Genomic DNA, 26,723 nt, shown 5'->3' on the forward strand with positions numbered 1-26,723 from the left:
GAAATCCAGGATTGAAGGGAGGCAAAAACAGGCGCAAGTGTCATCTATATTAACGACAAGTGTCAACACTTTTTTTACTATAGATAACACTTTTCGGCAATTCGTCTTCTGGCAGAATTTTTTCAGGTACCATTCCTGCACAAGGTGGCATGCGCACAATTCGCGCGGCCCCGACCCCTTCAGCCATGACCTCACCCAAAGAAAAGCCCGAACAGGGACTGCCGCTCTTCATTGCGGAAGAGCTCAAGCACCTGATTTACACCGGCGCACTCAAGCCCGGGGAGCGCCTGAACGAGGCCGCACTGGCGCTGCGCATGGGTACCAGCCGCGGCCCCATCCGCGAGGCCATCCGAATGCTGACGGGCCTGGGCATCGTCAAGGCTGTCGTCAACCGCGGTGTCTTCGTGCGGCAGATTTCGGTGCGCGAAATGCTGGAGATCTATGAGCTCCGGGCACTGGTCTTCGGCTTTGCGGCCGAACGCGCAACGGAACATGTCAACGAAGAACACAAGCAGCAGTTTGAGCGGCTTCTCGCACAGATGGATGCGGCCTGCGACGCTGAAGACTCCGATCTTTATTACGACCTGAACCTGCAATTCCACGCGCTGATCCTGCGCCTGTCCAACAACCAGCGAGCCCATGAAACTTATGACGACTATGTCAAGGAGCTGCACCTGTTCAGGCGGCGCTACTTCAACTCACCCGGAAACATGCGGCGCTCCAACATCGAGCACCGGACGATTTACGAGGCCATCATCAAGGGGGCCAAAGCCAGGGCGAAATCGGCTGCTGAACGTCATGTACTGTCGGGGCGGGAACGCCTGCTGGCCAGCATCGATGACAGCAGTCCCCTGTCGTCCTAGGAGACCACCGTGCGCAGGGTGAACGACGATAATCAGGCCATGAGTTCCCTGCCCGCGGAAGTGCGCCCGCAACCCAAATCCCTCACCGACCTGTTTGTCTCATTCACATTGCTGGCCCTGCAGGGCTTTGGCGGCGTGCTGGCGGTCGTGCAGCGCGACCTGGTGGAAAAAAAGCGCTGGATGACGCGTGAAGAATTCATCGAAGACTGGGCGGTGGCACAAATCATGCCGGGGCCCAACGTGGTGAACCTGTCACTGATGGTGGGTGGGCGCTACTTCGGCCTCAAGGGTGCGATGGCGGCGCTCGCGGGCATGCTGACCGTGCCGCTGGTGCTGGTGTTGCTGCTGGCTGTGCTGTATGCCCAGTTTGCGGCGCATCCAGGCGTGGCGGGTGCCCTGCGCGGCATGGCGGCAGTGGCCGCCGGCCTGATTGCGGCAACCGGCATGCGGCTGTCTGGCGCGCTGGCCAAAAACGTGCTGGGACTGCGCCTGTGCGCCGTGTTCGGCGTGGCAACCTTTGCCGCCATCGCCCTGCTGCGCTGGCCGATGGCCTATGTGCTGCCCGGGCTGGGCGGGGTGGCCTGCGTGGCGGCCCTCTACAGGCTCAAGCCATGACCAATGCGCCCCACCTGGTTTTCGGCGCGCATGAATGGTTTGAGCTGTTTTTGCACTACCTGTCGCTGTCGCTGCTGTCGATCGGAGGCGCCATCAGCACGGCGCCCGACATGCACCGGTTTCTGGTGGACAAGCAGCACTGGCTGACCGACGCCCAATTCAACGCCTCCATTGCCATTGCGCAGGCGGCACCCGGCCCGAATGTCCTGTTCATCGCCCTGCTCGGCTGGAACGTGGGCATGAATGCGGGCGGCATGCTCTCCGGCCTAATGGGCGTCTTTCTCGCCTTGCTGGGCATTCTCATCCCCAGCACCGTGCTCACTTACACGGCGGCCCAGTGGGGCCACAGAAATCGGGAGATGCGGGCAGTGCGCGCCTTCAAGCAGGGCATGGCGCCCATCGTGGTGGCGCTGCTGATTGCCACCGGCTGCATCCTGGCGGGCGCCAACGGCAAGGCGGGCAACAGCGTTGCGCAAAACTGGCCCGTGTGGTTACTGAGCGGCACCACCGCGCTGATCGTCTGGCGCACCAGGATTCACCTGCTCTGGCTGCTGGCGGCAGGCGCTGCGCTCGGCTGGTTCGGATTGATCTGAGCGTGATCCGGGCCACATCCAGGGTTTGATCTGCCCTGGGCCGGACCTGCTGGATCAGGTCAGGCTTGGCCTAGTGGGGGTTCTCGAAAAAGATGTAGTTCGAGCCGTAGTCGCTGACCTCGAAATACACCTTTTTCTCGCCGGCGTCGGCAACCATGTTCAGGTTTTCATCCAGCACGCCATACCCAAACCGGTAGGAGCGCGCCTTGTTGTCATCGGTGCCCATGGCGGTGCTCAGTTTGTCAATCTTGATGAAGCGGCGCATCAGCTTGTCGCCCGCATAAAACTCCAGCACGCCGTTGGTGCCGGTCCAGTTCTGGATGTCGCGGCTGATCTTGTTTTGCTGCTCCTGGGTACAGGAAGCCAATAGGGCTACCGCACTGGCAGCCATGAAAACGGGAGCAATCAGGTAACGGAAGCTCATGGTGGGCATCTCCAGGAAAATGCGGGCGACAAAAGCCCGGTCAGCTGCGCTGGCGCAGTGCTTCGTACAGGCAAACGCCGCTGGCCACCGACACGTTGAGGCTTTCGACAGCTCCGCGCATCGGAATGCTGACCAGTTCGTCGCAGGTCTTGCGCGTGAGCTGGCGCATGCCCTCCCCTTCGGCGCCGAGCACCAGTGCAACCGGGCCCTTGAGGTCCACGTCGTAAATCGTTTTGGGGGCGTCATCGCTCGTGCCTATGCACCAGATGTTGCGCTCCTTGAGCTCGCCCAGCGTGCGGGCCAGGTTGGTGACCATGAAATAAGGCATGGTCTCGGCCGCGCCACTGGCCACCTTGGCCACCGTGGCGTTGATGCCGGCGGCATGGTCCTTGGGCGCGATCACGGCATGGGCGCCCGCGCCGTCGGCCACCCGCAGGCAGGCACCCAGGTTGTGCGGATCGGTCACGCCGTCGAGCACCAGCAGCAGCGGCTGCGCGGTGCCGGCCTCTTCCAGTTGCTCCAGCAGCTCATCGAGTGATTTGACCTGGGCCACCGCATCGACGCGGGCGACAACACCCTGGTGGCCATGGCTGCCGCACATTTTGGCCAGTCGCAGGCCGTCGGACTCAATCAGGCGAACGCCGGCTTCGCGGGCGCGGTCGGTGAACTGGCGCATGCGGGCATCGCGGCGCGAGGCATCGAAAAAAACCTCCAGAACCGATTGGGGGGCGGTTTTAAGACGCACACCCACGGCATGAAAGCCAAAAAGAACTTTGGGGGAAGAAGACATACCCGATTATCACTGCTCGTGCCGACGGGCCCATCGGCCACCCTGCCCGCCGTCAAATTGCCGGACCAGCAATAGCAAAGACAAAGGGGGAGCGTATTACCTGGCCCAGGATCGTTTTGTCCATCAAGCCTTGACTATCCGCCCGGCATCAATGGTGATGCGCCGCTCGCAGCGTGCGGCAATCATCGGGTCGTGCGTAACCAGCACCAGCGTCGTACCCAGTTCCTGGTTGAGTTCAAACATCAGCGCCATCACGGTTTCGCCGGTGGCAAAGTCAAGGCTGCCGGTCGGCTCGTCGGCCAGCAGCACGGCGGGCTGCACGACGAAGGCCCGCGCCAGCGCCACGCGCTGCTGCTCGCCGCCCGACAGCACTTTGGGATAATGGCCCAGCCGCTCGCCCAGACCCACCCGTTTGAGCATGTCGGTCGCCAGCGCACGGGCATTTCGTTGATCGGCCAGCTCCAGCGGCAACATGACGTTTTCCAGTGCCGTCAGATTGCCCATGAGCTGAAAATTCTGGAACACAAAACCCACTTCGCGGGCGCGCAGCGCCGCACGGTCGTCCTCATTGAGGGCAAACAGGTCTTGCCCCGCCATCCGCACCGTGCCTTGGGACGGCGTATCAAGCCCGGCGATGATGGACAGCAGCGTGCTCTTGCCGGAACCGGAGGCGCCGACAATAGCGGCAGTTTCCTTAGGCGCCAGCGAGAAATCAATATCGCGCAAAATGGTCAGTGTGCCGGTCGAGTCGCTCACCGACTTGAAAACATGCTCAACGGAAATAATTGAAGGAGTCGGGGAAGCCGGCGCGCACGAAGCGTCGCTCACGACAGTCACTGCGGGTTCAAACATGTCAGCCTTGTCAGAAAACTTGAAATCAGACTTTACCAAGCTTGCGCGGATGCCGGCGGCCCGGCTGCTAAAACCATTCGGCACGCTGCTGATCGCAGTGCTCATGGGCGCGCCCGGGCTGGCCCCTGCGCAACCGGCGCAGGCCGCCCCAACATCGCACACCATTTTGATCGTTGGCGATTCGCTGAGCGCCGAATACGGCCTCAAGCGCGGCACCGGCTGGGTACCGCTGCTGGAAAAGCAGCTGGCCGGCGAAAGGAAAGCCGCCAGAGTCGTCAACGCCAGCATCAGCGGCGACACCACCTCCGGCGGGCGCTCGCGCCTGCCGGCCCTGCTGGCGCAGCACAAACCTGACACGGTGGTGATCGAGCTGGGCGGTAACGACGCCCTGCGCGGCCTGCCGCTGGACATGACCGAGAAAAACCTGACGGCCATGACGCAAGCGTCCAAAAAAGCGGGTGCCAAAGTGCTCCTGGTGGGAATGCAGGTGCCGCCCAACTACGGCGGCGCTTATGGGGCTGGCTTTGCCGGCCTGTTCCCGAAAGTGGCCAGGACCGAAAAAGTCGCGCTGGTGCCCTTCTTCCTCCAAGGTGTGGCCGACGCAGCCGACCCTGTCGCCAACTTCCAGGCCGACCGCATTCACCCCAACGAGCAGTCGCAAGCCAGGATGCTGGCCAATGTCTGGCCCGAACTGAAGAAACTGATCAAGTGAGCCTCGAACGCATTTCCGCCGAGGACGCACTCGGCAAACTGGGCGGTTTTTCCGCCATCATTGACGCCCGCAGCGAGGGGGAATATGCGGAAGACCACCTGCCGGGCGCCATCAACTGGCCCAGCCTGAATGACGACGAGCGAAAAATAGTCGGCACCCAGTACAAGCAGATCAGCGCGTTTGAAGCCAAAAAGCAGGGTGCGGCCCTGGTGGCCAAAAACATCGCCGCCCACATTGAGCGCGAGGTGCTGGACAAACCCCGGGAATGGCAGCCGCTGGTGTATTGCTGGCGCGGCGGCAAACGCAGCGGCTCGCTGGCGCTCATCCTCGACCAGATCGGCTTCAAGGTCACCCTGGTCGATGGCGGTTACAAGGCTTTCCGGGCCGCGCTGGTGGCGGATCTACCGCAACTGGCAGCACGCCACAGCTACCAGGTGGTTTGCGGCACCACGGGTTCGGGCAAGACCCGCCTGCTCCACGCGCTGGCGGCCCAAGGCGCCCAGGTGCTGGACCTCGAAGCCCTGGCCAATCACCGCAGCTCGGTGCTGGGCATGATTCCCGGTTCACCGCAGCCCAGCCAGAAAGCCTTTGACAGCCGCATCTGGGCCGCCTTGCGCAGCTTTGACCCGACTCGCCCGGTGTACATTGAAAGCGAAAGCAAAAAAGTCGGCAATGTAGCCGTGCCCGAAGGGCTGATTGCCGCCATGCGTGCCAGCCCCTGCCTGCAGCTGGAACTGCCCGAGGAGGAACGGGTGGCACTGCTGCTGGAAGACTATGATTTTTTTGTCAAGGACATCGACTTTTTCTGCGACCGGCTGGGCGCCCTGACCGAGGCCCGCGGCAAGGAAACCGTGCAGGACTGGCAGGCACGGGCCCGCGCCGGCGACGTGGCCTCGGTGGTTCGCGAACTGCTGGTCAAGCACTACGACCCGGTGTACCTGCAGTCGATGCGGCGCAACTTTGCGCATTACGAAACGGCGCGGGTGCTGCAGCCGCAAAACCACAGCGTGGCCGCCATGACCGCGCTGGCGCAAGCCATGCTTGCCGGCCCCTGAAAGCGGCCTTTCAGCGCAACTGTTCGTGCCTGCGTCTGGGAGCCTGTCGGGCTTGGGGCGTCGGCTGCAAATCGACCGCAGTGGTCCATTTTTCACCATCCCCTTGTCCCATAGCGGGGCTATGGGCCTGCAAATCCGGCAAAAACTGTCCTCGCCGGGGCCGATTTTCGCTCGACGCCCCAAGCCCGACAGGCTCCTAGAAGTCCCCGCTCGACCCGCTGGCCAGGCTTTCAAACTTGGTAATGCGGTTGATAAACGCCAGCTTCACCGTGCCCGTAGGGCCGTTACGCTGCTTGCTGATGATGACCTCGGCCACACCCGGCTCCTTGCAGGCCTCTTTGGTGTAGTACTCGTCGCGGTAGATGAACATGATGATGTCGGCGTCCTGCTCGATGGCGCCGGATTCGCGCAGGTCGCTCATCATGGGGCGTTTGTCGGTGCGGGACTCTACGCCGCGGCTGAGCTGCGACAACGCAATCACGGGGCACTGCAACTCTTTGGCCAGCATCTTCAGGCCGCGTGAAATCTCACCGACGGCGGTGGCACGGTTCTCCTCGGCCATGCCACCGGAGACGCTCATGAGCTGCAGATAGTCGACCACGATGAGGCCGAGCTTGCCGCACTGCCGCGCCAGGCGCCGGGCGTTGGCGCGCAGCTCGCTCACCGTCAGGCCGGGCGTTTCGTCGATGTGCAGCGAGACGGTGCGCAGCTTTTCAATCGCTTCGGTCAGGCGCGGCCACTCCTCATCGGTCAGGCCGCCGGTGCGCAAATGGGTCTGGTCGATGCGGCCGATGGAACCAACGATACGCACGGCAAGCTGGGAGGCGCCCATTTCCATGGAGAACACGGCCACGGGCAGGCCCTCGTTGAGCGCGACATGCTCGGCGATGTTGATGGCCAGTGCGGTCTTACCCATGGACGGGCGGGCCGCAAGAATCACCAGATCGCCGGCCTGGAAGCCGGAGGTCATGCGATCCAAATCGTAGAAACCTGTGGGCACGCCGGTGACGTCCTGCGGGTTCTCGGCCATTTCGGTCACGCGATCGAGCAGGCTGACGACCAGCGTGTCCATGCTCTGGAAGCCTTCCTTCATGCGCGAGCCCTGCTCGCCAATCTTGAAGATCTTCTGCTCGGCCTCGTCGAGGATGGTGGCGACATCCTTGCCTTGCGGGTTGAAGGCGTTGGTGGAGATTTCGTCGGAGGCGGACACCAGCTTGCGCAGGATGGAGCGCTCCCGCACGATCTCTGCATAGCGGCGGATGTTGCTGGCGCTCGGCACATACTGCGCGAGCGAGTTCAAATAGCCCAATCCGCCCACCTCGTCAGCCTTGCCCTGGTTCTGCAGGTGCTCGTATACCGTGATGATATCGGCCGGCTTGGAAGCGTTGATGAGCGTGCCGACAGCGGCGTAAATCAGCTTGTGCTCGTGGCGATAGAAATCTTCATCGGTCAGCAGGTCGCCCACGCGGTCCCAGGCGCCGTTGTCGAGCAGCAAGCCCCCCAGTACGCTGGATTCGCCTTCGATGGAGTGCGGTGGAATGCGCAACTGGGCAATCTGGCGGTCAGGGCTGTAGCCGGGATCGTCAAAAGTGGAAAGTAAAGCGGACATGGGTTTCCTGGGAAGGTGCTAAATACTACGCCGACAGCGCGAAAGCACCCGGGATAAGGCTGTGGATAAGCGGGGGAAATTCAGTGGGATTGCCGGATGTACGTGTGTACAACCCGGAACGGGCCGTCCCAACAAAAAAGCCGCTCCGAAGAGCGGCTTTTTTAGCAGCGTAACCGGATTTAAGCGGTTTCGCCGTAAACCGTCACGGTGATGTCAACTGCCACGTCAGTGTGCAGTGCCACGCTGACAGCATGGTCGCCCACGGTCTTCAGCGGGCCGTTGGGCATGCGGATTTGCGACTTGGCGACGGGGAAGCCCTGCTTGGTCAGCTCAGCCGAGATGTCGTGGTTGGTGACCGAGCCAAACAGGCGGCCATCCACACCAGCTTTTTGCGTGAGCTTGATGGTAGTACCACCGAGCTTTTCGCCCTGAGCCTGCATTTCGGCGAGCTTGGCGGCGGCGGCTTTTTCAAGCTCAACGCGCTTGGCTTCGAACTCGGCCTTGTTGGCTTCCGTGGCGCGACGGGCACGGCCGGAAGGGATCAGGAAGTTGCGTGCATAGCCGTCTTTGACTTTGACGACTTCACCCAGATTGCCCAGGTTCACGACTTTGTCGAGCAGAATAATTTGCATGGTCGTGCTCCTTACAGGCTACGGTGCTGGTCGCTGTAAGGCAGCATCGCGAGGAAGCGAGCGCGCTTGACGGCGGTGTTGATCTGGCGCTGGAAAATCGCGCGCGTGCCGGTCAGGCGTGCGGGGATGATTTTTCCGTTTTCGGCGACGAAATCGCGCAGGGTGTCGATGTCCTTGTAGTCGATTTCTTCAACGCCAGCGGCTGTGAAGCGGCAAAAACGCTTGCGCTTGAACAGCAGGGATTGGGTATTGCGCTTGGGGCGCTTGTCTTTGTTGAAACGTTTTGGTCCGGCCATGATGGACTCCTTAAATTGGGTTCAGTACTTGCTCAGAAACTTGTTCTAGGGCTTGAATATGAAAAACAACGCCTTTGCTGGTGCGCGCATTGATGAGGAAACCGGTGAACCTGAAGGGCTTGCCTAGCGGAGACTTGGCTGATTGCTCAGCCAGCGTTCCGAAGGCAACCGCCCTGACCGTCAATTTGACCTGTCTGGCAACACCTGCTTCGACGATTTCGGACTCGTGTTCGAGGACGAAATTGGCGGCAGGGATTCCAGCGGGCGTGTAGCGAAGAGGACTTGCCTCGGCGATACAGGCGGTCAGTTCAACGTGGTTCACTGCGGGCTTTTGCTCAATGGCAGCTGCGCGGCAGCGAGGCGTTCAACAGCATGGTGGCTATTAAGCCGCATACTCCTGCTGTTGGGCTTTACGGGCTTCTTCCCTCTCGACGTTGCGCATCATGAGGGATGGGCCGGTTTCGGCCTTTTTCTTGACCACGGTCAGGTGGCGCAGCACGGCATCGTTGAACTTGAACGCGTGTTCAATTTCTTCCATCACGGCCTGGCTGGCTTCGATGTTGATGCAGAGGTAGTGGGCTTTGGCGAGTTTCTGGATCAGGTACACCAGCTGGCGACGGCCCCAATCTTCAACACGATGCACTTTTCCACCGCCGGCGGTGATCATGCCCTTGTAACGTTCCAGCATGGCTGGCACTTGCTCGCTTTGATCCGGATGGATCAGCAAGACGATCTCATAGTGACGCATAAACTCTCCTTGTGGTTGATTGAAGCTGCCCCAGCGTCGTTAAGGGTGCAGCAAGGCGAAGCCCATGATTATAGCCGGTTGGCGGCCCCGGGTGCAAATTCAGGTGTTCAAGTGACGCAGGGAGGTACTTCCAGGGCGAACCTCCACCGGCAGACGGCATGCCAGGGGAACGCGCCAAGGAGGATGGACGACGCCCGAAAACCTGAACCTAAAGGCTTTTCAGGTCCGGATAACGCACGTGATCCACCAGATCGCGGGCTTTCTGGGGGGGTGGCCGGGTTACCAGGCTCACCAGCACGATCACGGCAAACCCGACCGGAACGCCAAATAGCCCCGCGGAAATGGGATCAATGCCCCACCAGAGCTGGATGGGTGAGGTGATGCCGAAGGCCTCGCGCAGCCAGGGCTGGGTGGTCAGCATGTAGTAGGACGTCACACCCAGGCCCGACACCATGCCCAGCACCGCCGCAATGCCGGTCGCGCGTTTCCAGAAAATGCCCAGGCTCAGTGCCGGAAAAAATGAGGCCGCCGCAAAGGAAAATGCCGCCGACACGAGAAACAGGATGTCGGCCGGTTTTTGGGCCGCCACGTAGGCCGCCGTTAAGGCCACGATGAGCAGCAGGATTTTGGACACCGTCACCCGGCTGACCGTCGAGGCGTTGGGGTCGATCATCTTGTAATACACGTCATGGCCCAGCGCATTGGCAATCGTCAGCAGCAGGCCGTCTGCCGTGGAGAGCGCAGCCGCCAGACCGCCGGCCGCCACCAGCCCGGAAATAACGTAAGGCAGGCCGGCAAGCTCGGGGGTGAGCAGCACAATGACGTCGCCGCCGACCGTCATTTCATTGAGTTGCAGGATGTTGTCCCTGTTGACATCGGTCACCGACAGCAGCGACGGGTCCACCTTGCTCCAGGTGTTGATCCAGGCCGGCAGGTGGTCAAACGGCATGCCCACCAGCACGGTGAAGATTTCATATTTCACCAGCACGGCCAACGCCGGCGCCGTGAAGTACAGCAGGCAGATAAAAAACAGGGACCATGTGACGGACTGACGCGCCTCCCGCACGCTGGGGACGGTGTAATACCGCATCAGGATGTGCGGCAAAGCGGCAGTCCCCACCATGAGGCAAAAGACCAGCGCCAGGAAATTCCGGCGCGACGTGTCGTAAATCTCTCTTTCTTTCGGCGTTCCCTCCGGGTCGCCGGAAAACTGGGCCGCGTGTGGCGGCATGCCGTTGAGCGGCTGGCTTTTGATGTCCGCGACGGCTTTGGCGGCCGACCAGCTGCGAACCGCCGCGGCCTCGTTTTTAGGCATCGCCGCCAGCGCCCTGGCCGCTGAGGAAACCTGTGCAACGGAGGCATTACCGCTCTTCAACTCTTCCATCTTCTTGCTGGCAGCCAGCTTGTCGGCAGCCAGCGAAGCCGCCGGATGCCCGATCTTGTCGGCCAGGGCCTCCGAGCGCTGCCGGAACAGGGCTCGCACCTGCTGCTCGCCGGGATCATCGACCAGCTGTTTTTCCCGGGCGGTGACCTTCTCCAGCTGATAGCCATAAACCAGTTGCGGCACGGGGACGCCGGTCTGCTTGGCCGACAGCCAGATCACCGGAATCAGGTAGGCCACCACCAAAATGATGTACTGGGCTACCTGCGTCCAGGTCACGGCGCGCATTCCGCCCAGGAATGAGCACACCAAAATACCGCCCAGGCCGAGGAAAATCCCGAGTTCGAACGCAATGCCCGTGAGATAGGACGTGATCAGGCCGACGCCATAAATCTGGGCCACCAGGTAGGTGAAGGAGCACAGGATGGCGGCCATCACCCCGATGAGCCTGGGCAGGTTTCCGCCGTAGCGCTCGCCCAGGAAATCCGGGATGGTGAACTGGCCAAACTTGCGCAGGTAGGGAGCCAGCACCAGGGCGACCAGGCAATAGCCGCCCGTCCAGCCCATGATGAAGGCCAGACCGCTGTAACCCGTGAGGTACAGGGTTCCTGCCAGGCCGATGAACGACGCCGCCGACATCCAGTCGGCACCGGTCGCCATGCCGTTGTAGACAGCCGGGACACGGCGGCCCGCCACGTAATATTCCGCGGCGTCGGTGGTGCGGCTCATGATCCCGATACCCGCATACAGGCCAATGGTGGCCATCAGGAAGGTGGAACCTATCCACAACCGTGGCATGCCCATGCGCTCCAGGCCGGCGAGCACGGCCACAAACAGCACCAGACCTACCGTGTACCAGCAGTACACCCGGTTCAGCTGGGTCTTGAACTGCCGCTTCGAGAGGCCGATCCCGTCCCGGGATCCGAAAAATCCGGCCATGGTTCAGTGCTCTCCATCCGCAAGGTCTGCCACGTCGTGCTCAATGTCGAGACGGTTCATGCACCACGCATAAAACCCGATGATGAGGCAATACACCAGCAAAGCGCCCTGCGCCCCCATCCAGAAACTGAAGGGCCAGCCAAAAAAAGTGAAGCTTAAGGCCCGCGCGAAGTAACTCACGCCAAACGTGACGGCAAACCAGATCAGCAACAGCGCGGCCGTCAGGGCGAGGTTCTTGCGCCAGTAGCGGCGATGGTTGTCAGTGAGCTGCATTGCCCGTCACACTCATTGCCGCGCCAGGGGCCTGCCCTGCGCGCGCCGGCTGGCCGGGCCTGACTTGCAAGCCGTATTCGCCTTCCAGTTGCGCGGCCACCCGGGGCTCAAACTGGCGGAGGTGGTCGATGATTTTCCGGGCTTTTTCGGGCTGGCCCAGTTCCAGGCGAACCTGCGCCAGCCAGTACCAGCCGTGGGGACTCATGGGCTGCAATGCCGTGTTCATTTCCAGGGGCTGCACCGCCGCATGAAACTGCCGCCGGTGGATCAGGGCCAGCGCCAGGCCGTACCACGCACGGTCCATGCGCTCATCCAGTGCCAGGGCACTGCGAAACGCGGCCTCAGCAGATTCATGCTGCCCGGCATGCTGCAGCACATAGCCCAGGTTGAACCAGGCAGGTGCGTCCTGCGGCCAGGCGCGGGTGAGCTGGTGCAGGCTCGCCGCCGCCTCGTCATAATTTTTCAACGCTGCCAGCACATGGGCCCGGCTGGCGAGCGCATAGCGATCCAGTGGTCTTAGCCGCAGCATCCGCTCAAATCCTGCCAGTGCGCGCGCGCGGTTTCCGGCCGCAAGCAGGGCCACTGCCTGCACTCTCAGAAAGTGATAGTTCAGCGAATTCAGCGCCACCTTCATTTGCACAGCACCACGCCGATCTGCAGGCAAATCGCGACCTTGGCGATGGCTGCGCCACCCCAGATGAACAGCAGGACCAAACCGGCCACCAACGGCAGATGGCGGTCCAGCACCACCCGGGGCGCGAGCCAGCGTGCCGCCCGTACCCAGGGGCGCCCCACCACTTGCAGCAGGCGATAAAACGGGTTGTGATCGCGGGCCTGACCTGACAGCAGGCCTATCACCCACTGGCCCAACAGCGCGAGCAGTGCGATCTCGGTGAGCAGTTTGACAGTGGTGACAACAGCAAGCATGGCATTTAGGGGCAATGCCCCCGATTGTCATCGGAGGGCTTGCCAGTTGCTTACCGTGTGCATTCAAGCAACCGGGGGTTTTCCCTCGGTTGCCACTGACTGCCGGCAAACTGCCAGCAGACTCAACGCATCAGCATCGGCTGATCAGCATCATTTGGCCAAGCGCTTCCAGGTGTCTATCACGGTGTCCGGGTTCAGCGAAATCGAGCCGATGCCCTGCTCCTTGAGCCAGAGTGCAAAGTCCGGATGATCGCTGGGACCCTGGCCGCAGATACCGACGTACTTGCCCTGTCGCCTGCAGGCGCTGATGGCCTGGCTCAGCAAGGCCTTGACGGCGGGGTCGCGCTCGTCAAAGTCCGTGGCCAGAATCTCCAGGCCCGAGTCACGGTCCAGTCCCAGCGTCAGCTGGGTCAGGTCGTTCGAGCCTATGGAAAACCCGTCGAAGTATTCGAGGAACTGGTCGGCCAGCACGGCGTTGCTCGGCACCTCGCACATCATGATCACGCGCAGGCCCTGCTCACCGCGTTTCAGGCCATGTTGTGCCAGCAGGTCGGTCACCTTTTTGGCCTGTCCCAGGGTGCGGACAAAAGGCACCATGACCTCGACGTTGACGAGGCCCATGTCATTGCGAACGCGCTTGAGCGCTTCGCACTCCATGGCAAAGGCTTCACCAAAATCCGGGCTGAGGTAACGCGATGCACCGCGGAAACCCAGCATCGGGTTTTCCTCCTCCGGCTCGTAACGCGAACCACCAATCAGCTTGCGGTATTCGTTGGACTTGAAATCGGACAAACGCACGATCACCGGCTTGGGCCAGAAAGCCGCGCCAATGGTCGCGATGCCTTCGGCCACCTTGTCCACGTAAAAAGCGCGTGGCGACGCATGGCCGCGCGCCACACTTTCCACCGCCTTTTTCAGGTCCGCATCGACATTCGGGTAGTCGAGAATCGCCTTGGGGTGCACGCCGATATTGTTGTTGATGATGAATTCCAGCCGCGCCAGGCCAACGCCATGGTTGGGAATCTGGCAAAAATCAAAAGCCAGCTGCGGGTTGCCGACGTTCATCGTGATCTTCAGGTCGATCGGCGGCATCGTGCCGCGCTGCACCTCGGTCACTTCGGTTTCCAGCAAGCCGTCGTAGATGTTGCCGGTGTCGCCTTCGGCGCAGCTGACCGTCACCAGCATGCCGTCCACCAGCCGCTCGGTGGCATCGCCACAGCCCACCACCGCGGGAATGCCCAGCTCGCGCGCAATGATGGCCGCGTGGCAGGTGCGCCCGCCGCGGTTGGTCACGATGGCGCTGGCGCGCTTCATCACTGGCTCCCAGTTGGGGTCGGTCATGTCCGTCACCAGAATGTCGCCAGGCTGAACCTGGTCCATCTCGCTGATGTTGTGCACGATGCGAACCGGGCCGGTGCCGATCTTCTGGCCGATCGCGCGGCCTTCGGCCAGCACGGTGCCGGTGCCCTTGAGCTTGTAGCGCTGCTCGGCCTTGCCCTTGGACTGGCTTTTCACCGTCTCGGGGCGGGCCTGCAGGATGTAGAGCTGGCCGTCGGTGCCGTCCTTGCCCCACTCGATGTCCATGGCGCGGCCATAGTGTTTTTCGATGATGACCGCGTAACGGGCGAGTTGCTCGACGTCTTCGTCGCTCAGCGAATAGCGGTTGCGCAGTTCTGCGGGCACGTCGGTGGTCTTGACGAGCTTGCCGCCGGCTTTTTTCTCCTCGGCCGTGGTGAACTCCATCTGCAGCAGCTTGGAACCCAGGTTGCGACGAATCACGGCACGATTGCCTGCCTCGAGCATGGGCTTGTGCACGTAGAACTCGTCAGGGTTCACCGCGCCCTGCACCACCGTTTCGCCCAACCCGTAACTGGAGGTGATGAAGACCACGTCTTCAAAACCGCTCTCGGTGTCGATGGTGAACATCACCCCGGCTGCGCCGAGATCGCTGCGCACCATGCGCTGCACGCCGGCCGACAGGGCCACGTCGGCATGGGCAAAGCCCTTGTGCACGCGGTAGCTGATGGCACGGTCGTTATAGAGCGAGGCAAACACCTCTTTCATCTTGTGCAGCACATCGTCGATGCCGACGACATTCAGGAAGGTTTCCTGCTGGCCGGCAAAGGAAGCGTCGGGCAGGTCTTCGGCCGTGGCGGACGAACGCACGGCAAAGCTGGCCTGCGCATTTCCGGCGCTCAGGGTGGCAAAACTGGCGCGAACGGCTTGCTCGAAGTCGGGCGGGAAAGGCTGGGCTTCGACCAGGGCGCGAATTTTGGCGCCGGCCTCCGCCAGCGCGCGCACGTCGTCGGTGTCAAGCGCATCGAGCAGTGCATTGATTTTTTTATCCAGCCCGTCGTAGGCCAGGAACACCCGGAAAGCGTGCGCGGTGGTGGCAAAACCCGTAGGCACCCGCACGCCTTGCGGGCCTGTGGGCAACTGCGAGATCATCTCGCCGAGGCTGGCGTTTTTGCCGCCAACGGCCTCGACATCTGTCATTCTCAGGTTTTCAAACGGTACGACCAGGGCGGTCGCCTCAAACAGGTTGGACATGAAAATACTCCGGGAGGTTTAAAAACCGGGGAATTCACCATGCGCGGCAAGCAACCTTGTTGTTGTTTGAAGGGGTTGTGGCGGGGCATGGCGTGACAATCGGGATAATTGCCACGATTGTAGGGGCCTGCGGCCGGATGTGCCGCGTCAGCCTTTCACCCAGCTTTCAATCAGACAGACGCCCACCATGTCCCAACGCACCGTGTTTTTCATCTCCGACGGCACTGGCATTACCGCCGAAACCTTTGGTAACGCCATCCTGGCGCAGTTTGAGTTCAAGCCCCGCCATGTCCGGCTGCCGTTTATCGACAGCGTGGACAAGGCCCACCAGGCCATCCGGCAGATCAACCACGCGGCGGAAGTGGAAGGCAAGCGGCCCATTGTGTTTACGACGCTGGTGAACATGGAGATCCTGGCCGTCATCAAAACCCACTGCAACGGCATGCTGCTGGACATGTTTGGCATGTTTGTGGCGCCGCTTGAAAGCGAGCTGGGCATCAAGTCCAACCACCGGGTGGGCCGCTTTTCGGATGCCTCCAAAAGCAAGGAATACGACGACCGGATCGAGGCGATCAACTTCTCGCTGGCCCACGACGACGGCCAGAGCAACAAGGACCTGGCGGGCTCTGACGTGATTCTGGTGGGCGTGAGCCGCAGCGGCAAGACGCCGACCTCGCTGTACCTCGCCATGCAGTACGGGCTCAAGGCCTCCAACTACCCGCTGATTCCGGAGGACTTTGAGCGCCGCCAGCTACCGCCCGCCCTGGTGCCGCACCGAAGAAAGATTTTTGGCCTGACGATTGCTCCCGAGCGCCTGGCCCAGATCCGCAACGAACGCCGGCCCAACTCCAAGTACGCCAGCCTTGAGAACTGCCGCGAGGAAATCCACGAAGCCGAAGCCATGATGCGGCGCGAAGGCATACGCTGGCTGTCCACCACCACCAAGTCCATCGAAGAGATTTCCACCACCATCCTGCAGGAAATCCGGCCGGAGCGGCTGGAGTACTGACTGCCGAAATCTATTTTCCAGCTCACCCGGAGCTGCAGTCGCTATCATTTTTGCAGCTCGTTACGCCCACTGATATCGACATACAGCCACATTTTCGCCAGCGTGCGCCAGGTGAACCCGTGCCTTTTCACCGCCCGAGAGCGTGTAGAAGGCGCGGTGCTGCAAGTGATCACTGCAGCGCCACGTGGCTGACTCACAAAATGCGACGAAAGTATGCGCGAATAACTCTCATTCGCAACAATTCGATGCAAAAATAGCCCGCCGCAACCGCGGATCAAGAGAAAGCATAGTGAGTGGCAATTCGATAAATAGTAAATACCTATCGAAATAAATAAATGAGAAGATATACACTATCAATTCGCAAGCGCTCAACGCAAGCACTCAAGTATTTTTTTAACCAAGCCATAGAAAGCAAAAATGTCCCTGATCAACACCGAAATCATTCCCTTCAAGGCCACCGCATATCACAATGGCAAGTTCGTGCCGGTGAGCAACGAGAACTTCAAGGGCCATTGGTCCGTCGTGGTGTTCTACCCCGCCGACTTCACCTTTGTCTGCCCCACCGAACTGGGTGACCTGGCCGACCATTACGCAGAATTCCAGAAGCTGGGCGTGCAGATTTACGGCGTGTCGACCGACACCCACTTCACCCACAAGGCCTGGCACGACACCTCCGACACCATCCGCAAGGTCCAGTACCCGCTGATCGGCGACCCCAGCCAGCAGCTGTCCCGCGCTTTCCAGGTGCTGATCGAAGAAGGTGAAGACGCAGGCCTGGCCTACCGCGGCACCTTCGTGATTGACCCGGCAGGCAAGATCAAGACCATCGAAGTGCACGACAACGGCATCGGCCGTGACGCTGCCGAACTGCTGCGCCGCGTGAAGGCTGCCCAGTACGTGGCCGCCCACCCCGGTGAAGTTTGCCCCGCCAAGTGGACGGAAGGCGCCGAAACGCTGAAGCCTTCGCTCGACCTGGTCGGCAAGATCTAAGCCCAAGCTGTTTGCGCCAAGCCCGGGCGCGCCAGCTCCCGGGCTTTTTTATTCCCCCATGCATTCGAAAAGTGAGTTCCCCATGCTCGACGCCAGCACCAAAGCCCAACTGAAGAGTTACCTCGAGCGCGCCACGCAGCCGATCGAAATCGTTGCCTCGCTCGACGACAGCAAGGCCTCGGGCGAGCTGCAGTCGCTGCTCAAGGACATCGCCGACTCGTCCCCGCTGGTCAAGGTGACCGAAAGCCGCGACGACAAACATCGCAAGCCCTCGTTTTCGATCAACCGCCCGAGCGAGAACCACGGCCCGCGCTTTGCCGGCCTGCCCATGGGCCATGAATTCACCTCGCTGGTCCTCGCGCTGCTGCAGGTCGGCGGCTACCCGCCGAAAGTCGAGCAGGCCGTGCTGGAGCAGATTCGTGGGCTCGACGGCGATTTCGAGTTCGAGATTTATGTTTCACTCACCTGCCACAACTGCCCCGACGTGGTCCAGGCGCTGAACCTGATGGCGGTGCAGAACCCACGCATCCGCACCACGATGATTGAAGGCGGGCTGTTCCAGGACGAGGTCAAGGAGCGCCAGATCATGGCCGTGCCGACCGTATTCCTGAATGGCACCGAGTTCGGCCAGGGCCGCATGAGCCTGGAAGAAATCCTGGCAAAAATCGACACCAGCGGTGTGGAACAGGAAGCGGCCAAAATCGCCGCCAAGGACCCGTTCGACGTGCTGATCGTCGGCGGTGGCCCGGCCGGCGCCGCAGCGGCGGTGTACGCCGCGCGCAAAGGCATCCGCACGGGCGTGGCGTCGGAGCGCTTTGGCGGCCAGGTGCTGGACACGATGGGCATCGAGAACTTCATCTCGATCAAGGAAACCGAGGGGCCGAAATTCGCGCACGCGCTGGAAGAACATGTGCGCAACTATGACGTCGACATCATGAACCTGCAGCGCGCCAAGGCGCTGGTTCCGAATACCGGACCGGGCAAGGACCTGATCGAGATCCAGCTTGAAAGCGGTGCCTCGCTCAAAAGCAAATCGATCGTCATCTCGACCGGAGCGCGCTGGCGCAACATCAACGTGCCGGGCGAGCGCGAGTACAAAAACAAGGGTGTGGCCTACTGCCCGCACTGCGACGGCCCATTGTTCAAGGGCAAGCGCGTGGCGGTGATAGGCGGCGGCAACTCCGGTGTCGAAGCGGCGATCGATCTGGCCGGCATCGTCGGGCATGTGACGCTGATCGAGTTCGACACTGCGCTGCGTGCCGATGCCGTGCTGCAGCGCAAGCTCGCCAGCCTGAAGAACGTGACCGTGTTCACCCATGCGCAGACCACCGAGATCACCGGTGACCAGAAGGTCAACGGCCTCATCTACAAGGACCGTGCAAGTGGCGAGTTGAAGACGGTCGAACTGGAAGGCGTGTTCATCCAGATCGGTCTGGTGCCCAACACCGACTGGCTCAAGGGCGTGGTTGAGTTGTCCCGGCATGGCGAGATCGTGGTGGATGCCAAGGGCCAGACCTCTGTGCCTGGCGTATTTGCAGCCGGCGATGTGACGACCGTGCCTTTCAAGCAGATCATCATCGCGGCAGGCGAAGGCGCAAAGGCCGCGCTGAGCGCTTTCGATCACCTGATCCGCACTTCAGCACCGGCAGCCTGAAGCCCTGCGCCAGCTGGCTGGCATCGCCGACATCGCCGACATCGCCGACATGGCCGGCATAACCGGCAGCAATGTTTCTGCAAAGAAGAACGCCTATCAATCCCATTCGCCCTCAAAACGCACCCGTAGGGTCATGGCATTTTGCTTGCCGAACCCGGCCGGTCTGAAGACAATGGAATTCGTCCAAAAAAACCAGAAGGATCTCCCATGAAAGGCGACGCCCAAGTCATTGCCCACCTGCAGGCCCAGCTCAAAAACGAGCTGACTGCCATCAACCAGTACTTCCTGCACTACCGGATGTACAAACACTGGGGCCTGGACAAGCTGGCCAAGAAGGAATACGAGGAATCCATCGGCGAAATGAAGCATGCCGACAAGCTGATGGACCGCATCTTCGTGCTCGAGGGCCTGCCCAACCTGCAGGATCTGGGCAAGCTGATGATCGGTGAAGACGTGCTGGAAGCGCTGAACTGCGACCTGAAGAGCGAGCAAGGCGCCCAAGCCACGATCAAGGACGGCATTGCCCATTGCGAGACCGTGCGCGACTATGTCTCGCGCGACCTGCTGCAGGAAATCCTCGACGACACGGAAGAGCACATTGACTTTCTCGAGACCCAGATCGAACTGGTCGACAAGGTTGGCGTGCAGAACTACCTGCAAAGCCAGATGGGCGAGGTCAGCTAAGCGCTAAGCGCGATACACACCACTGCGGCACGTTCCGGGCCAATAGCCTGGACCTGGCGCGCTAAAAAAGGGGGCCCGAAGAGCCCTCTTTTTTCGTTCAGACGCCCACATACCCCACACACGCCTATGGCGTCAAAGGCGATATCCGACCTGATTCGGGTTGTTTTTGCGCAACTTTTGCATTAAAGCTATTACGAATCATTATCATTTGGCATACACTTGGAGACGAACTTTACGAGCCAGCCAAACTCGCGTCCCCATGGGACAGCCTCGAGAACAGCCAAGCTATTTCCTGAAACCCGGTCCGGCCGCGACAAAAGGCCGAATCATGCTTGGAGGCCCTCTTGGCACACCCTTCCGACCGCGCCGCACGCCTTGTGCGCAAACAAAAATCCCGCCCCGGCGCTGGCAACCACTCACTGCTAGCGGGCGCAACGCCCCCACCCAGCGCATCGTCCGACAAAGCCCTGCTGCCCCTCGGCGCGCTGATGCTGGCTGTTTCGGTTTCCGGCTGGGCACAAAGCGTTCCCGCCACCACGAGCACGGATACCGCAGCATCCACCTCCGCCGCCCCCGCCACGTCCACGCAGGCCGAAGGCAAAACCCTCGCCCCCGTAACGGTCACCGGAACCCGTGACCGCGCGGCACAGACCTACCAGAGCGGCATCACCAGCGTCGGCAAGGTGCCGGTGCCCGCCAAGGACATTCCGCAATCACTGACCGTTGTGAACGAAAAGCTGATTCACGACCAGGGCAAGGACAGCTTCAAGAGCGCGCTCGAAAATGTCATTGGCATCACCTTTGAAGCGGGCGAAGGCGGCCGGGTGGGCGACAACATTCGCCTGCGCGGCTTCAGCGCTGCGGGCGATATCTACCAGGACGGCATGCGCGACATTGCCCAGTACAACCGCGACACTTTCAATACTGATCGCGTCGAAGTACTGCGCGGCGCGGCTTCCATGCTGTTTGGCCGCGGCTCGACCGGCGGCATCATCAACCAGGTCAGCAAACAGCCGCGCCTGATCACGGAACACGAGATCAACGCCACCATCGGGACCGACAATTACCAGCGCTTGCAAGGCGATTTCAACTTCAAGCTGGACGACGATGCGGCCCTGCGCATCAACGCCATGACGACCGACAGCGATGGCCGCGGAGACAACGCCGGCGCTTCCACCCATCGCCGCGGCCTGGCGCTGGACTACCGCTTTGGCATAGGCACCGCCAACGAATTCCAGGTCAGCTACTACCACCTGCATTACAACGACAAGCCCGACTGGGGCTTTGCCTGGCTCGAAGGCCGCCCGGCCCCCTCGCCCACCAACAAGTACTGGTATGGCCTGGACAGCGATTTCCAGAACGACAAGGCGGACGCGCTGACGCTGTCGCACACCCACCGCTGGACCGACGGCAGCAGCCTGAAAACCACGCTGCGCGACGGTTACTACTCCCGCGCCATGTGGGCCACGCAGTCCAGCTTCGCCGCCGGCACCACCGTGTCCAACATCAATCCCGACACGGTGGTGAACAGGCGCACCAATGCCAAGGCAGGCAAGGAGCACCACACCTTCCTGCAAACCGACTACCTCACCAGCACCCAATGGTTTGGCCGCAAGAACAGCCTGCTGGTGGGAGCCGAATACGCGGTTGAAAATTCAAGCCGCTCGACCTATCCCTCGCTGATTGCCACCAAACCGTCCACCACCGTTGGAAACCCAAGCAGCGCCGGCATCAGCGGCAACCTGATCGAGCAGGTGGCGACGCAATTCACGGCCACGACACTGGGCCTGTACGTGCAGGACACGATCGACCTGACGCCTTACTGGAAGGTGGTCGCCGGTTTGCGCCTGGACCGCTTCCAGGGCGACTTTGACCGCTCCGGCAACACAGCCCCCAACAATACCCCGCTCTCACGCTCGGACAACCTCCTGAGCAAACGCGTCGGCCTGATGTACCAGCCGAACGAAGAGGTGAGCTACTACGCCGCGTATGGCACCTCGTTCAACACATCGGGCGACCTCTACCAGTTTGACCCGCGGTCGGCCAACACACCGCCTGAGAGCAGCCGCAACATGGAGATCGGCGTCAAGTGGGAACTGTATGGCGGCGACCTGTCCTTGCGCACGGCACTGGCACGCACTGAAAAGTACAACGAGCGCAATACCGACATCGATACGGCCAACAACTCCTACCTGCTGTCCGGCAAGCGCCACACCGATGCGCTGGAGTTTGAAGTGGCGGGTCGCATCACGCCGCAGTGGGACGTCTTCGCAGGACTCGGTTTCCTGCGCGCGGTGATTGACCAGTCGGGCTCGAACGCCGCCGGCCTCGCCGAAGTCGGGCAGAACCCGGGCCTGAGCCCCAGCCGCCAGGCCAACCTGTTCACGACCTATCGCATCAGCGACAAATGGCGTATCGGTGGCGGCTTTACCGCCGTGAGCCAAAACAAGCCCGCCAACAGCGTGACGACCACCAACCGCGCGCCCGGCTACGTCAAGGCCGATGCGCTGGTGGAGTACCGCATCAACGAAGGCAATACCGTCAAGCTCAACATCGACAACCTGTTCGACAAGGTGTACTACAACACGCTGTACCGCGGCTTCGCCGCACCCGGTGCGGAACGTACCGTGCACCTGACCTTGACCAGCAAGTTCTGAGGCGCAACGATTAGGGTCTGTTCACCCTAAAACTGCGCTTTAAACTTCGGGCACCTCCAGGCACAGCGGGGGGTGCCCGATTCCATTTGGAAATGACACCATGTTGCTTCGCATTCCTCAAGCCCTCCAGCCAGACGAACTCGCCCAGGTCCGCCAGCTGATCCTGGCGGCCGACTGGGCAGACGGCCGAATCACGGCAGGCAGCCAGAGCGGCACGGTCAAAAACAACCTGCAGTTGCCCGAGGAGCAGCCCGCAGCCCAGCAGGCGCGCCACATTGTCTCGGTGGCCCTCGCCCGCAACCCGATGTTTGTGACCGGAGCCCTGCCCAAATCGGTGTACCCGCCGCTCTTCAACCGCTACGGTGGGGGCGCCAACCACTTCGGCAACCATATCGACAACGCCGTGCGCACCCATGCCGCCACGGCACGCCACGTGCGCACCGATATTTCCTGCACCTTGTTTCTCAGCGATCCGGCCAGCTACGACGGTGGCGAGCTGGTGGTGCAGGACACCTACGGCGAGCAGCGCATCAAGTTCGAGGCCGGCGACCTCGTGATGTACCCGGGCACCTCGGTGCACCGCGTGGAGCCCGTCACGCGTGGCGAACGTCTGGCATGCTTTTTCTGGATCGAAAGCATGGTCCGCTCCGATGCCCAGCGCCGGCTCCTTTATGAAATGGACATGGCCATCACCTCGCTGCGCCAAAAAGAACTCGACAGGACAACGCAAGGAGGCGCGGAGAGTCCGGAAGTGGTCCGGCTGACCGGCTGCTACCACAACCTGCTGCGCATGTGGGCCGACGTTTGAGGCGTCGGCCTTTCCACGCAGGGCACACCCGGGACTGACGCCATTTTTTGGGGTTTTCCCCGCCGGCTTCGGCAATTCATCGCTATATTTTTGATAGCTTATTGACTCAATCTTGGCTCGATCTTGTATGGGTAAAAAGCGCTTTTTACCCATGACGCCCAAACTGATTGACCAAATACCCGGACAATAAGCCGGGGCATGATTGCAAATGCGATAGATTCGCATTTATAATTGAACCACTGATTGAACCCATCAACCCACAGCCAAGCCCCTCCATGATCGTTTGCGTCTGCCGCCGAGTCTCTGACCGTGAAATTGCCCGCCATGCCCGCGCCGGCCTGGGCTTTGACGAAATCCAGTTTGAACTCGGCGTGGCCACCCAGTGCGGCCAATGCGAAGGTTGCGCCCGAGACGTGGTGGCCCAGTGCAGCGCAAGCTGCCCGACGGCCAATATCAAGCTAGCCAACCAATCTCCGGAAGGCAGCTCATGGAACACGTCGCAACCCTCTTTGCAGCTCTCCCCATCAGCCTGATACTGGTGATTGTTTCTGCGTGGTGGATCTTCCGCCGCTCCTCTTGACCCAACCTGTGGCACGCTTGTGGCCCTGCATACCCAATCCATTCCGCAATGAATGCCACTGCTTTCACAGGCGCCCGCCCCCCCGGGGCAGACGCGCCGCGCCAGCCTCTTAGCCGCAATGCGGTGATTGCCCTGGTGGTGGTGGCCCTGCATATTGGTTTTATCTGGGCGCTGCAAAGCGGCCTGCTCATGCGCGCTGCGGAGCTGGTGGTGCCCGCCGAAGTGCTGTCCCAATTTGTCGATCCACCTGCCCCCAAGGCGGAGCCGCTGCCGCCGGTGCCACCCACGCCGGTCGTCGCGCAGAAAAAGACCATCGCCAGAGCTCCCCTGCAACCGCAGCCGCTGGCCATCACAGACCCCACCCCATCCCCTGATGCCCCAACGGGCGCCATCACGCCGCCCCTCCCCGCAGCGCCTGCAGCCGTAGCGGCAGCGCCCGCCGCCGCCCCTGCCCCACCAGCGCCGGCCGCGGTGCAACTGCCTTCGAGCGACGCCGACTACCTGCAAAACCCGAAACCGCCTTACCCTGCCTTGAGCCGGCGCATGGGAGAAACAGGCACGGCCGTGCACGAAGTCTGGATCGGTGTTGACGGGAAGCCGCAGCGCGCCAGACTGGTCAGGTCGAGCGGCTTTTCCCGCCTCGACAAAGCCGCCTACGACGCTGTCATGGGCTGGCGCTACGTGCCCGGCAAGCGCAATGGCGTTGCCGAAGCCATGCCTTTTAACGTTCCTGTTGTATGGAACCTCAGCGACTAATTTGAACTGTGGAGTATTGATTCATGAATTCCCAATTTGGCCTTGCCAACGTCTGGAGCCAGGGCGACATCGTCACCAAATCGGTGGCACTGCTGCTGCTCGCCATGTCGCTCGCCTCGTGGATGGTCATCATCATCAAGACACTGGACCTGATCAAGTACAAGAAAATTGCCAGGGCTGCTGAAGACTTCTGGCACAGCGAAGATTTCGCAGCAGGCCTGACCAAGCTGGGCGCAGACCCCACCAACCCGTTCCGCCAACTGGCGCTGGAAGGCCGTGAAGCCACGCTCCACCACCGCAACACCAAGGCGCATCTGCATGATGCGCTGGATGTGAGCGACTGGGTCACGCGCACGCTGCGCAACACCATCGACGAATTCACCGCCCGGCTGCAGTCCGGTCTGGCCATCCTCGCTTCAGTCGGCTCCACCGCGCCCTTTGTCGGCCTCTTCGGCACGGTCTGGGGCATTTACCATGCGCTGCTGTCCATAGGCGCGGCAGGCCAGGCGACCATCGACAAGGTGGCAGGCCCCATCGGCGAGGCGCTGATCATGACAGCCCTCGGACTGGCCGTGGCAATTCCGGCGGTGCTGGGTTACAACGCGCTGGTGCGCGGCAACAAGGGCATCTTGCAAAAGCTCAGCCGCTTTGCCCACGACCTGCACGCCTACTTTGTGACCGGTGCACGCATCACCAGCAACGGCCCGGCCAATGTCGTTCCCATGAAGAAAGCCTGAGCCCGGCGTTTCAACCTGCAAACCCAATCGTCCTGTCGCACCCTCGCGCCAGGCTAATTTTCAGTGATCGAGAAACACCATGGCCTTTGGAACCCAAGACGACACCGATGATGTAATGAACGAGATCAACATGACACCCATGGTGGACATCATGCTGGTGCTGCTCATCATCTTCATCATCACGGTCCCGGTGATGAAGCACTCCGTCAACATTGACCTGCCGCGGGCCACCAACGAGGCGCAAAACATCAAGCCGGAAACGGTACGCCTGAGCGTGGATGCGCAAGGCAGCTATTTCCTGAACGAAACCGCCATCACCGACGAAGACCTTACGCCGCGACTGAAGGCTGCAGCGGCCCAAAATCCACAGCCTGACCTGCATATCCGCGGCGACAAATCGGTTCGCTACGAACGCGTTGCCCAGGCCATGGCGGCTGCCCAGCAGGCAGGCTTGCGAAAAATCGGGTTTATCACCGAGCCCAGGAACTGATTTCCAGCTGCACCGCAAGACGGCCGCACAAGCTTTAACAAATTCACCGCAGAAAAATACGCACAACGGCGCAGTTTGGATGAAATCACCTTGATTTTTAAATGAGAATGGTTATCATTTACTCAACAAAGCGCAAACAGGTTTAAACCATCATGTCCCCAGCCCTGCCTACTTCAGACAACGAGAACCCATCCGCTGGCACACTCGCGCATCCAGGAGCCGGGTCGGGCGGTGCCGTAGCCCCATCCTGCTGCCTGGACAGTCATGAAATTTTGCGCGGTCAAAAAACAGTGGCTATCAGTCACAACGGCTCGACTTACCGCCTGCAGGCCACACGCCTGGGCAAATTGATTCTGACCAAGTAAGCGCAGCGCCAGGGCGGTTTCAAGCCGTAGCCACATCCGTTTCATCGTGGGGCGATCCGGAGCCTGTAGCGGGCTCCCAAGATCGTTTTTAGCCAGCCACGGACCCTTCAAGGGGTCGCTTAGCCAGGCTTTTTTTCTCGATCACCGTCGCTATTCCCCGAAAACCGCACGACTGCACGACTGCTCTCCATGCGCAATGCCACCAGGTGCATGGAAAACAAAAAAACCGACCCTGAGGTCGGCTTTTTCTTTTTTGGCAGCTTGCATTTCATGCCAGCGCCGGATCAAGACCTCTCACAGGCCGATGGCCGCGATCCCGGCCCGCGCAATCTGCGCATCCTCGCTGGATTTCACACCGCTCACACCGACAGCACCGATGCACTGCCCATCCTTGACAATCGGCACCCCACCTTCGAGCATGCCCTGGACGTAAGGCGCTGACAGGAAGGACATGCGGCCACCATTGATGACATCTTCATAAACCTTGCTCTCGCGGCACCCCATGGCGGCGGTATTGGCCTTGGACGGTGCGATATGGGAAGAGATGGGTGGCGCGCCATCAAGGCGCTGCAGGTGCAGCAGGTGGCCGCCGTCATCGACGATGGCAATGGTCACGGCCCAGCTATTTTTAAGGGCTTCGGCCTCGGCGGCGGCGGCGATGGCCTTGACGTCGGCGAATTCAAGCACTGCTTTTGATTTCATGGTTTTCCGGGATTGTGTTGGCAAGAACGTCG

General features: G+C 61.2%; 30 protein-coding genes and 1 pseudogene. 16 read left to right on the forward strand and 15 right to left on the reverse strand.

Features of this window, described 5'->3' with window-relative positions; all coding sequences use genetic code 11:
- Positions 1 to 185: 185 nt before the first annotated feature.
- The 3 genes from AC1DS5_RS06280 to AC1DS5_RS06290 are packed head-to-tail and all read left to right on the forward strand — an operon-like array spanning position 186 to position 2,071.
- Positions 186 to 863, forward strand: coding sequence for a GntR family transcriptional regulator (locus AC1DS5_RS06280; protein WP_477717395.1), 678 nt, complete (start codon positions 186 to 188; stop codon positions 861 to 863).
- Between the two features lie 39 nt (positions 864 to 902).
- A complete protein-coding gene (locus AC1DS5_RS06285) occupies positions 903 to 1,478 on the forward strand; it encodes a chromate transporter (RefSeq protein WP_477717396.1) in 576 nt (191 codons plus the stop codon).
- Positions 1,475 to 2,071: a chromate transporter gene (locus AC1DS5_RS06290; protein WP_477717397.1), complete on the forward strand. Its 597-nt coding sequence runs from the start codon at positions 1,475 to 1,477 to the stop codon at positions 2,069 to 2,071. The genes AC1DS5_RS06285 and AC1DS5_RS06290 overlap by 4 nt, the downstream gene beginning before the upstream one ends.
- A 70-nt stretch (positions 2,072 to 2,141) precedes the next feature.
- Here the strand turns inward: AC1DS5_RS06290 and AC1DS5_RS06295 are convergent, their stop codons facing one another.
- The 3 genes and pseudogenes from AC1DS5_RS06295 to AC1DS5_RS06305 all read right to left on the reverse strand — a co-directional run.
- On the reverse strand, positions 2,142 to 2,495 hold the full coding sequence (locus tag AC1DS5_RS06295) for a hypothetical protein (protein ID WP_477717398.1): 354 nt from the start codon (positions 2,493 to 2,495) through the stop codon (positions 2,142 to 2,144).
- 40 nt (positions 2,496 to 2,535) lie between these two features.
- Positions 2,536 to 3,285, reverse strand: coding sequence for a 23S rRNA (guanosine(2251)-2'-O)-methyltransferase RlmB (rlmB, locus tag AC1DS5_RS06300; RefSeq protein WP_041388857.1), 750 nt, complete (start codon positions 3,283 to 3,285; stop codon positions 2,536 to 2,538).
- A gap of 123 nt (positions 3,286 to 3,408) precedes the next feature.
- Positions 3,409 to 4,023 (reverse strand): annotated as a pseudogene (locus AC1DS5_RS06305) (ABC transporter ATP-binding protein); the annotation flags it as partial.
- Between the two features lie 217 nt (positions 4,024 to 4,240).
- Between AC1DS5_RS06305 and AC1DS5_RS06310 the strand changes: the two are divergent.
- Positions 4,241 to 4,849: an arylesterase gene (locus AC1DS5_RS06310; RefSeq protein WP_477717526.1), complete on the forward strand. Its 609-nt coding sequence runs from the start codon at positions 4,241 to 4,243 to the stop codon at positions 4,847 to 4,849.
- Positions 4,846 to 5,904, forward strand: coding sequence for a tRNA 2-selenouridine(34) synthase MnmH (gene mnmH / locus AC1DS5_RS06315; protein WP_477717399.1), 1,059 nt, complete (start codon positions 4,846 to 4,848; stop codon positions 5,902 to 5,904). Before AC1DS5_RS06310 ends, mnmH begins: the two co-directional genes overlap by 4 nt.
- Positions 5,905 to 6,100: 196 nt before the next feature.
- Here mnmH and dnaB read toward each other — a convergent pair whose 3' ends face one another.
- From dnaB to ppsA, 10 genes are all read right to left on the reverse strand, one after another.
- Positions 6,101 to 7,513 (reverse strand): replicative DNA helicase, encoded by a 1,413-nt coding sequence (dnaB, locus tag AC1DS5_RS06320; RefSeq protein WP_477717400.1) that lies wholly within the window; start codon positions 7,511 to 7,513, stop codon positions 6,101 to 6,103.
- A 179-nt stretch (positions 7,514 to 7,692) separates the two neighbouring features.
- Positions 7,693 to 8,145, reverse strand: a complete 453-nt coding sequence (rplI, locus tag AC1DS5_RS06325; RefSeq protein WP_477717401.1) for a 50S ribosomal protein L9 — start codon at positions 8,143 to 8,145, stop codon at positions 7,693 to 7,695.
- Positions 8,146 to 8,156: 11 nt separating this feature from the next.
- Complete coding sequence (rpsR, locus tag AC1DS5_RS06330; protein ID WP_011483947.1) at positions 8,157 to 8,441, reverse strand: 30S ribosomal protein S18; 285 nt, start codon at positions 8,439 to 8,441, stop codon at positions 8,157 to 8,159.
- Positions 8,442 to 8,451: 10 nt separating this feature from the next.
- Positions 8,452 to 8,763, reverse strand: coding sequence for a primosomal replication protein N (gene priB / locus AC1DS5_RS06335; protein ID WP_477717402.1), 312 nt, complete (start codon positions 8,761 to 8,763; stop codon positions 8,452 to 8,454).
- 60 nt (positions 8,764 to 8,823) lie between these two features.
- The gene (rpsF, locus tag AC1DS5_RS06340; protein WP_007871089.1) at positions 8,824 to 9,189 is read right to left on the reverse strand and encodes a 30S ribosomal protein S6; all 366 of its coding nucleotides are present in this window, start codon (positions 9,187 to 9,189) and stop codon (positions 8,824 to 8,826) included.
- 208 nt (positions 9,190 to 9,397) lie between these two features.
- On the reverse strand, positions 9,398 to 11,509 hold the full coding sequence (locus AC1DS5_RS06345) for a sodium:solute symporter family protein (RefSeq protein ID WP_477717403.1): 2,112 nt from the start codon (positions 11,507 to 11,509) through the stop codon (positions 9,398 to 9,400).
- Positions 11,510 to 11,512: 3 nt separating this feature from the next.
- Positions 11,513 to 11,782, reverse strand: coding sequence for a DUF4212 domain-containing protein (locus tag AC1DS5_RS06350; protein ID WP_477717404.1), 270 nt, complete (start codon positions 11,780 to 11,782; stop codon positions 11,513 to 11,515).
- A complete protein-coding gene (locus AC1DS5_RS06355; RefSeq protein WP_477717405.1) occupies positions 11,769 to 12,416 on the reverse strand; it encodes a tetratricopeptide repeat protein in 648 nt (215 codons plus the stop codon). The genes AC1DS5_RS06350 and AC1DS5_RS06355 overlap by 14 nt, the downstream gene beginning before the upstream one ends.
- A complete protein-coding gene (locus AC1DS5_RS06360) occupies positions 12,413 to 12,709 on the reverse strand; it encodes a hypothetical protein (protein WP_477717406.1) in 297 nt (98 codons plus the stop codon). Before AC1DS5_RS06360 ends, AC1DS5_RS06355 begins: the two co-directional genes overlap by 4 nt.
- A gap of 150 nt (positions 12,710 to 12,859) precedes the next feature.
- Positions 12,860 to 15,259: a phosphoenolpyruvate synthase gene (ppsA, locus tag AC1DS5_RS06365; protein WP_477717407.1), complete on the reverse strand. Its 2,400-nt coding sequence runs from the start codon at positions 15,257 to 15,259 to the stop codon at positions 12,860 to 12,862.
- A 187-nt stretch (positions 15,260 to 15,446) separates the two neighbouring features.
- Here ppsA and ppsR point away from each other — a divergent pair, with 187 nt between their 5' ends.
- The 6 genes from ppsR (at position 15,447) to AC1DS5_RS06395 (ending at position 23,061) form a co-directional block, all read left to right on the forward strand.
- Positions 15,447 to 16,268, forward strand: coding sequence for a posphoenolpyruvate synthetase regulatory kinase/phosphorylase PpsR (gene ppsR / locus AC1DS5_RS06370; RefSeq protein ID WP_477717408.1), 822 nt, complete (start codon positions 15,447 to 15,449; stop codon positions 16,266 to 16,268).
- A gap of 417 nt (positions 16,269 to 16,685) precedes the next feature.
- Complete coding sequence (gene ahpC, locus AC1DS5_RS06375) at positions 16,686 to 17,258, forward strand: alkyl hydroperoxide reductase subunit C (RefSeq protein WP_477717409.1); 573 nt, start codon at positions 16,686 to 16,688, stop codon at positions 17,256 to 17,258.
- Between the two features lie 82 nt (positions 17,259 to 17,340).
- Complete coding sequence (gene ahpF, locus AC1DS5_RS06380; protein ID WP_477717410.1) at positions 17,341 to 18,912, forward strand: alkyl hydroperoxide reductase subunit F; 1,572 nt, start codon at positions 17,341 to 17,343, stop codon at positions 18,910 to 18,912.
- A 207-nt stretch (positions 18,913 to 19,119) separates the two neighbouring features.
- Entirely contained in the window at positions 19,120 to 19,596 is a 477-nt protein-coding gene (gene bfr / locus AC1DS5_RS06385) for a bacterioferritin (protein WP_477717411.1), read from the forward strand.
- 344 nt (positions 19,597 to 19,940) lie between these two features.
- Positions 19,941 to 22,253, forward strand: a complete 2,313-nt coding sequence (locus tag AC1DS5_RS06390; RefSeq protein WP_477717412.1) for a TonB-dependent receptor — start codon at positions 19,941 to 19,943, stop codon at positions 22,251 to 22,253.
- Positions 22,254 to 22,353: 100 nt separating this feature from the next.
- The gene (locus AC1DS5_RS06395) at positions 22,354 to 23,061 is read left to right on the forward strand and encodes a Fe2+-dependent dioxygenase (protein WP_477717413.1); all 708 of its coding nucleotides are present in this window, start codon (positions 22,354 to 22,356) and stop codon (positions 23,059 to 23,061) included.
- 98 nt (positions 23,062 to 23,159) lie between these two features.
- On the opposite strand, the gene AC1DS5_RS06400 is transcribed toward AC1DS5_RS06395, so the two are convergent.
- Positions 23,160 to 23,453, reverse strand: a complete 294-nt coding sequence (locus AC1DS5_RS06400; RefSeq protein ID WP_477717531.1) for a hypothetical protein — start codon at positions 23,451 to 23,453, stop codon at positions 23,160 to 23,162.
- Here AC1DS5_RS06400 and AC1DS5_RS06405 point away from each other — a divergent pair.
- The 5 genes from AC1DS5_RS06405 (at position 23,337) to hemP (ending at position 25,989) form a co-directional block, all read left to right on the forward strand.
- Positions 23,337 to 23,594: a (2Fe-2S)-binding protein gene (locus tag AC1DS5_RS06405; protein ID WP_477717414.1), complete on the forward strand. Its 258-nt coding sequence runs from the start codon at positions 23,337 to 23,339 to the stop codon at positions 23,592 to 23,594. The genes AC1DS5_RS06400 and AC1DS5_RS06405 overlap by 117 nt on opposite strands.
- Positions 23,595 to 23,689: 95 nt before the next feature.
- The gene (locus AC1DS5_RS06410) at positions 23,690 to 24,397 is read left to right on the forward strand and encodes an energy transducer TonB (protein ID WP_477717415.1); all 708 of its coding nucleotides are present in this window, start codon (positions 23,690 to 23,692) and stop codon (positions 24,395 to 24,397) included.
- Positions 24,398 to 24,420: 23 nt separating this feature from the next.
- Positions 24,421 to 25,134 carry a MotA/TolQ/ExbB proton channel family protein gene (locus AC1DS5_RS06415; RefSeq protein WP_477717416.1) on the forward strand — a complete coding sequence of 238 codons (714 nt, stop codon included), beginning with the start codon at positions 24,421 to 24,423 and terminating at the stop codon, positions 25,132 to 25,134.
- Positions 25,135 to 25,213: 79 nt separating this feature from the next.
- The gene (locus tag AC1DS5_RS06420; RefSeq protein WP_477717417.1) at positions 25,214 to 25,624 is read left to right on the forward strand and encodes an ExbD/TolR family protein; all 411 of its coding nucleotides are present in this window, start codon (positions 25,214 to 25,216) and stop codon (positions 25,622 to 25,624) included.
- A gap of 152 nt (positions 25,625 to 25,776) precedes the next feature.
- A complete protein-coding gene (hemP, locus tag AC1DS5_RS06425) occupies positions 25,777 to 25,989 on the forward strand; it encodes a hemin uptake protein HemP (RefSeq protein ID WP_477717418.1) in 213 nt (70 codons plus the stop codon).
- A gap of 294 nt (positions 25,990 to 26,283) precedes the next feature.
- On the opposite strand, the gene AC1DS5_RS06430 is transcribed toward hemP, so the two are convergent.
- Positions 26,284 to 26,691 carry a GlcG/HbpS family heme-binding protein gene (locus AC1DS5_RS06430; RefSeq protein WP_477717419.1) on the reverse strand — a complete coding sequence of 136 codons (408 nt, stop codon included), beginning with the start codon at positions 26,689 to 26,691 and terminating at the stop codon, positions 26,284 to 26,286.
- Positions 26,692 to 26,723: the final 32 nt, after the last annotated feature.

The organism is Polaromonas sp. P4_H1, assembly GCF_056400945.1.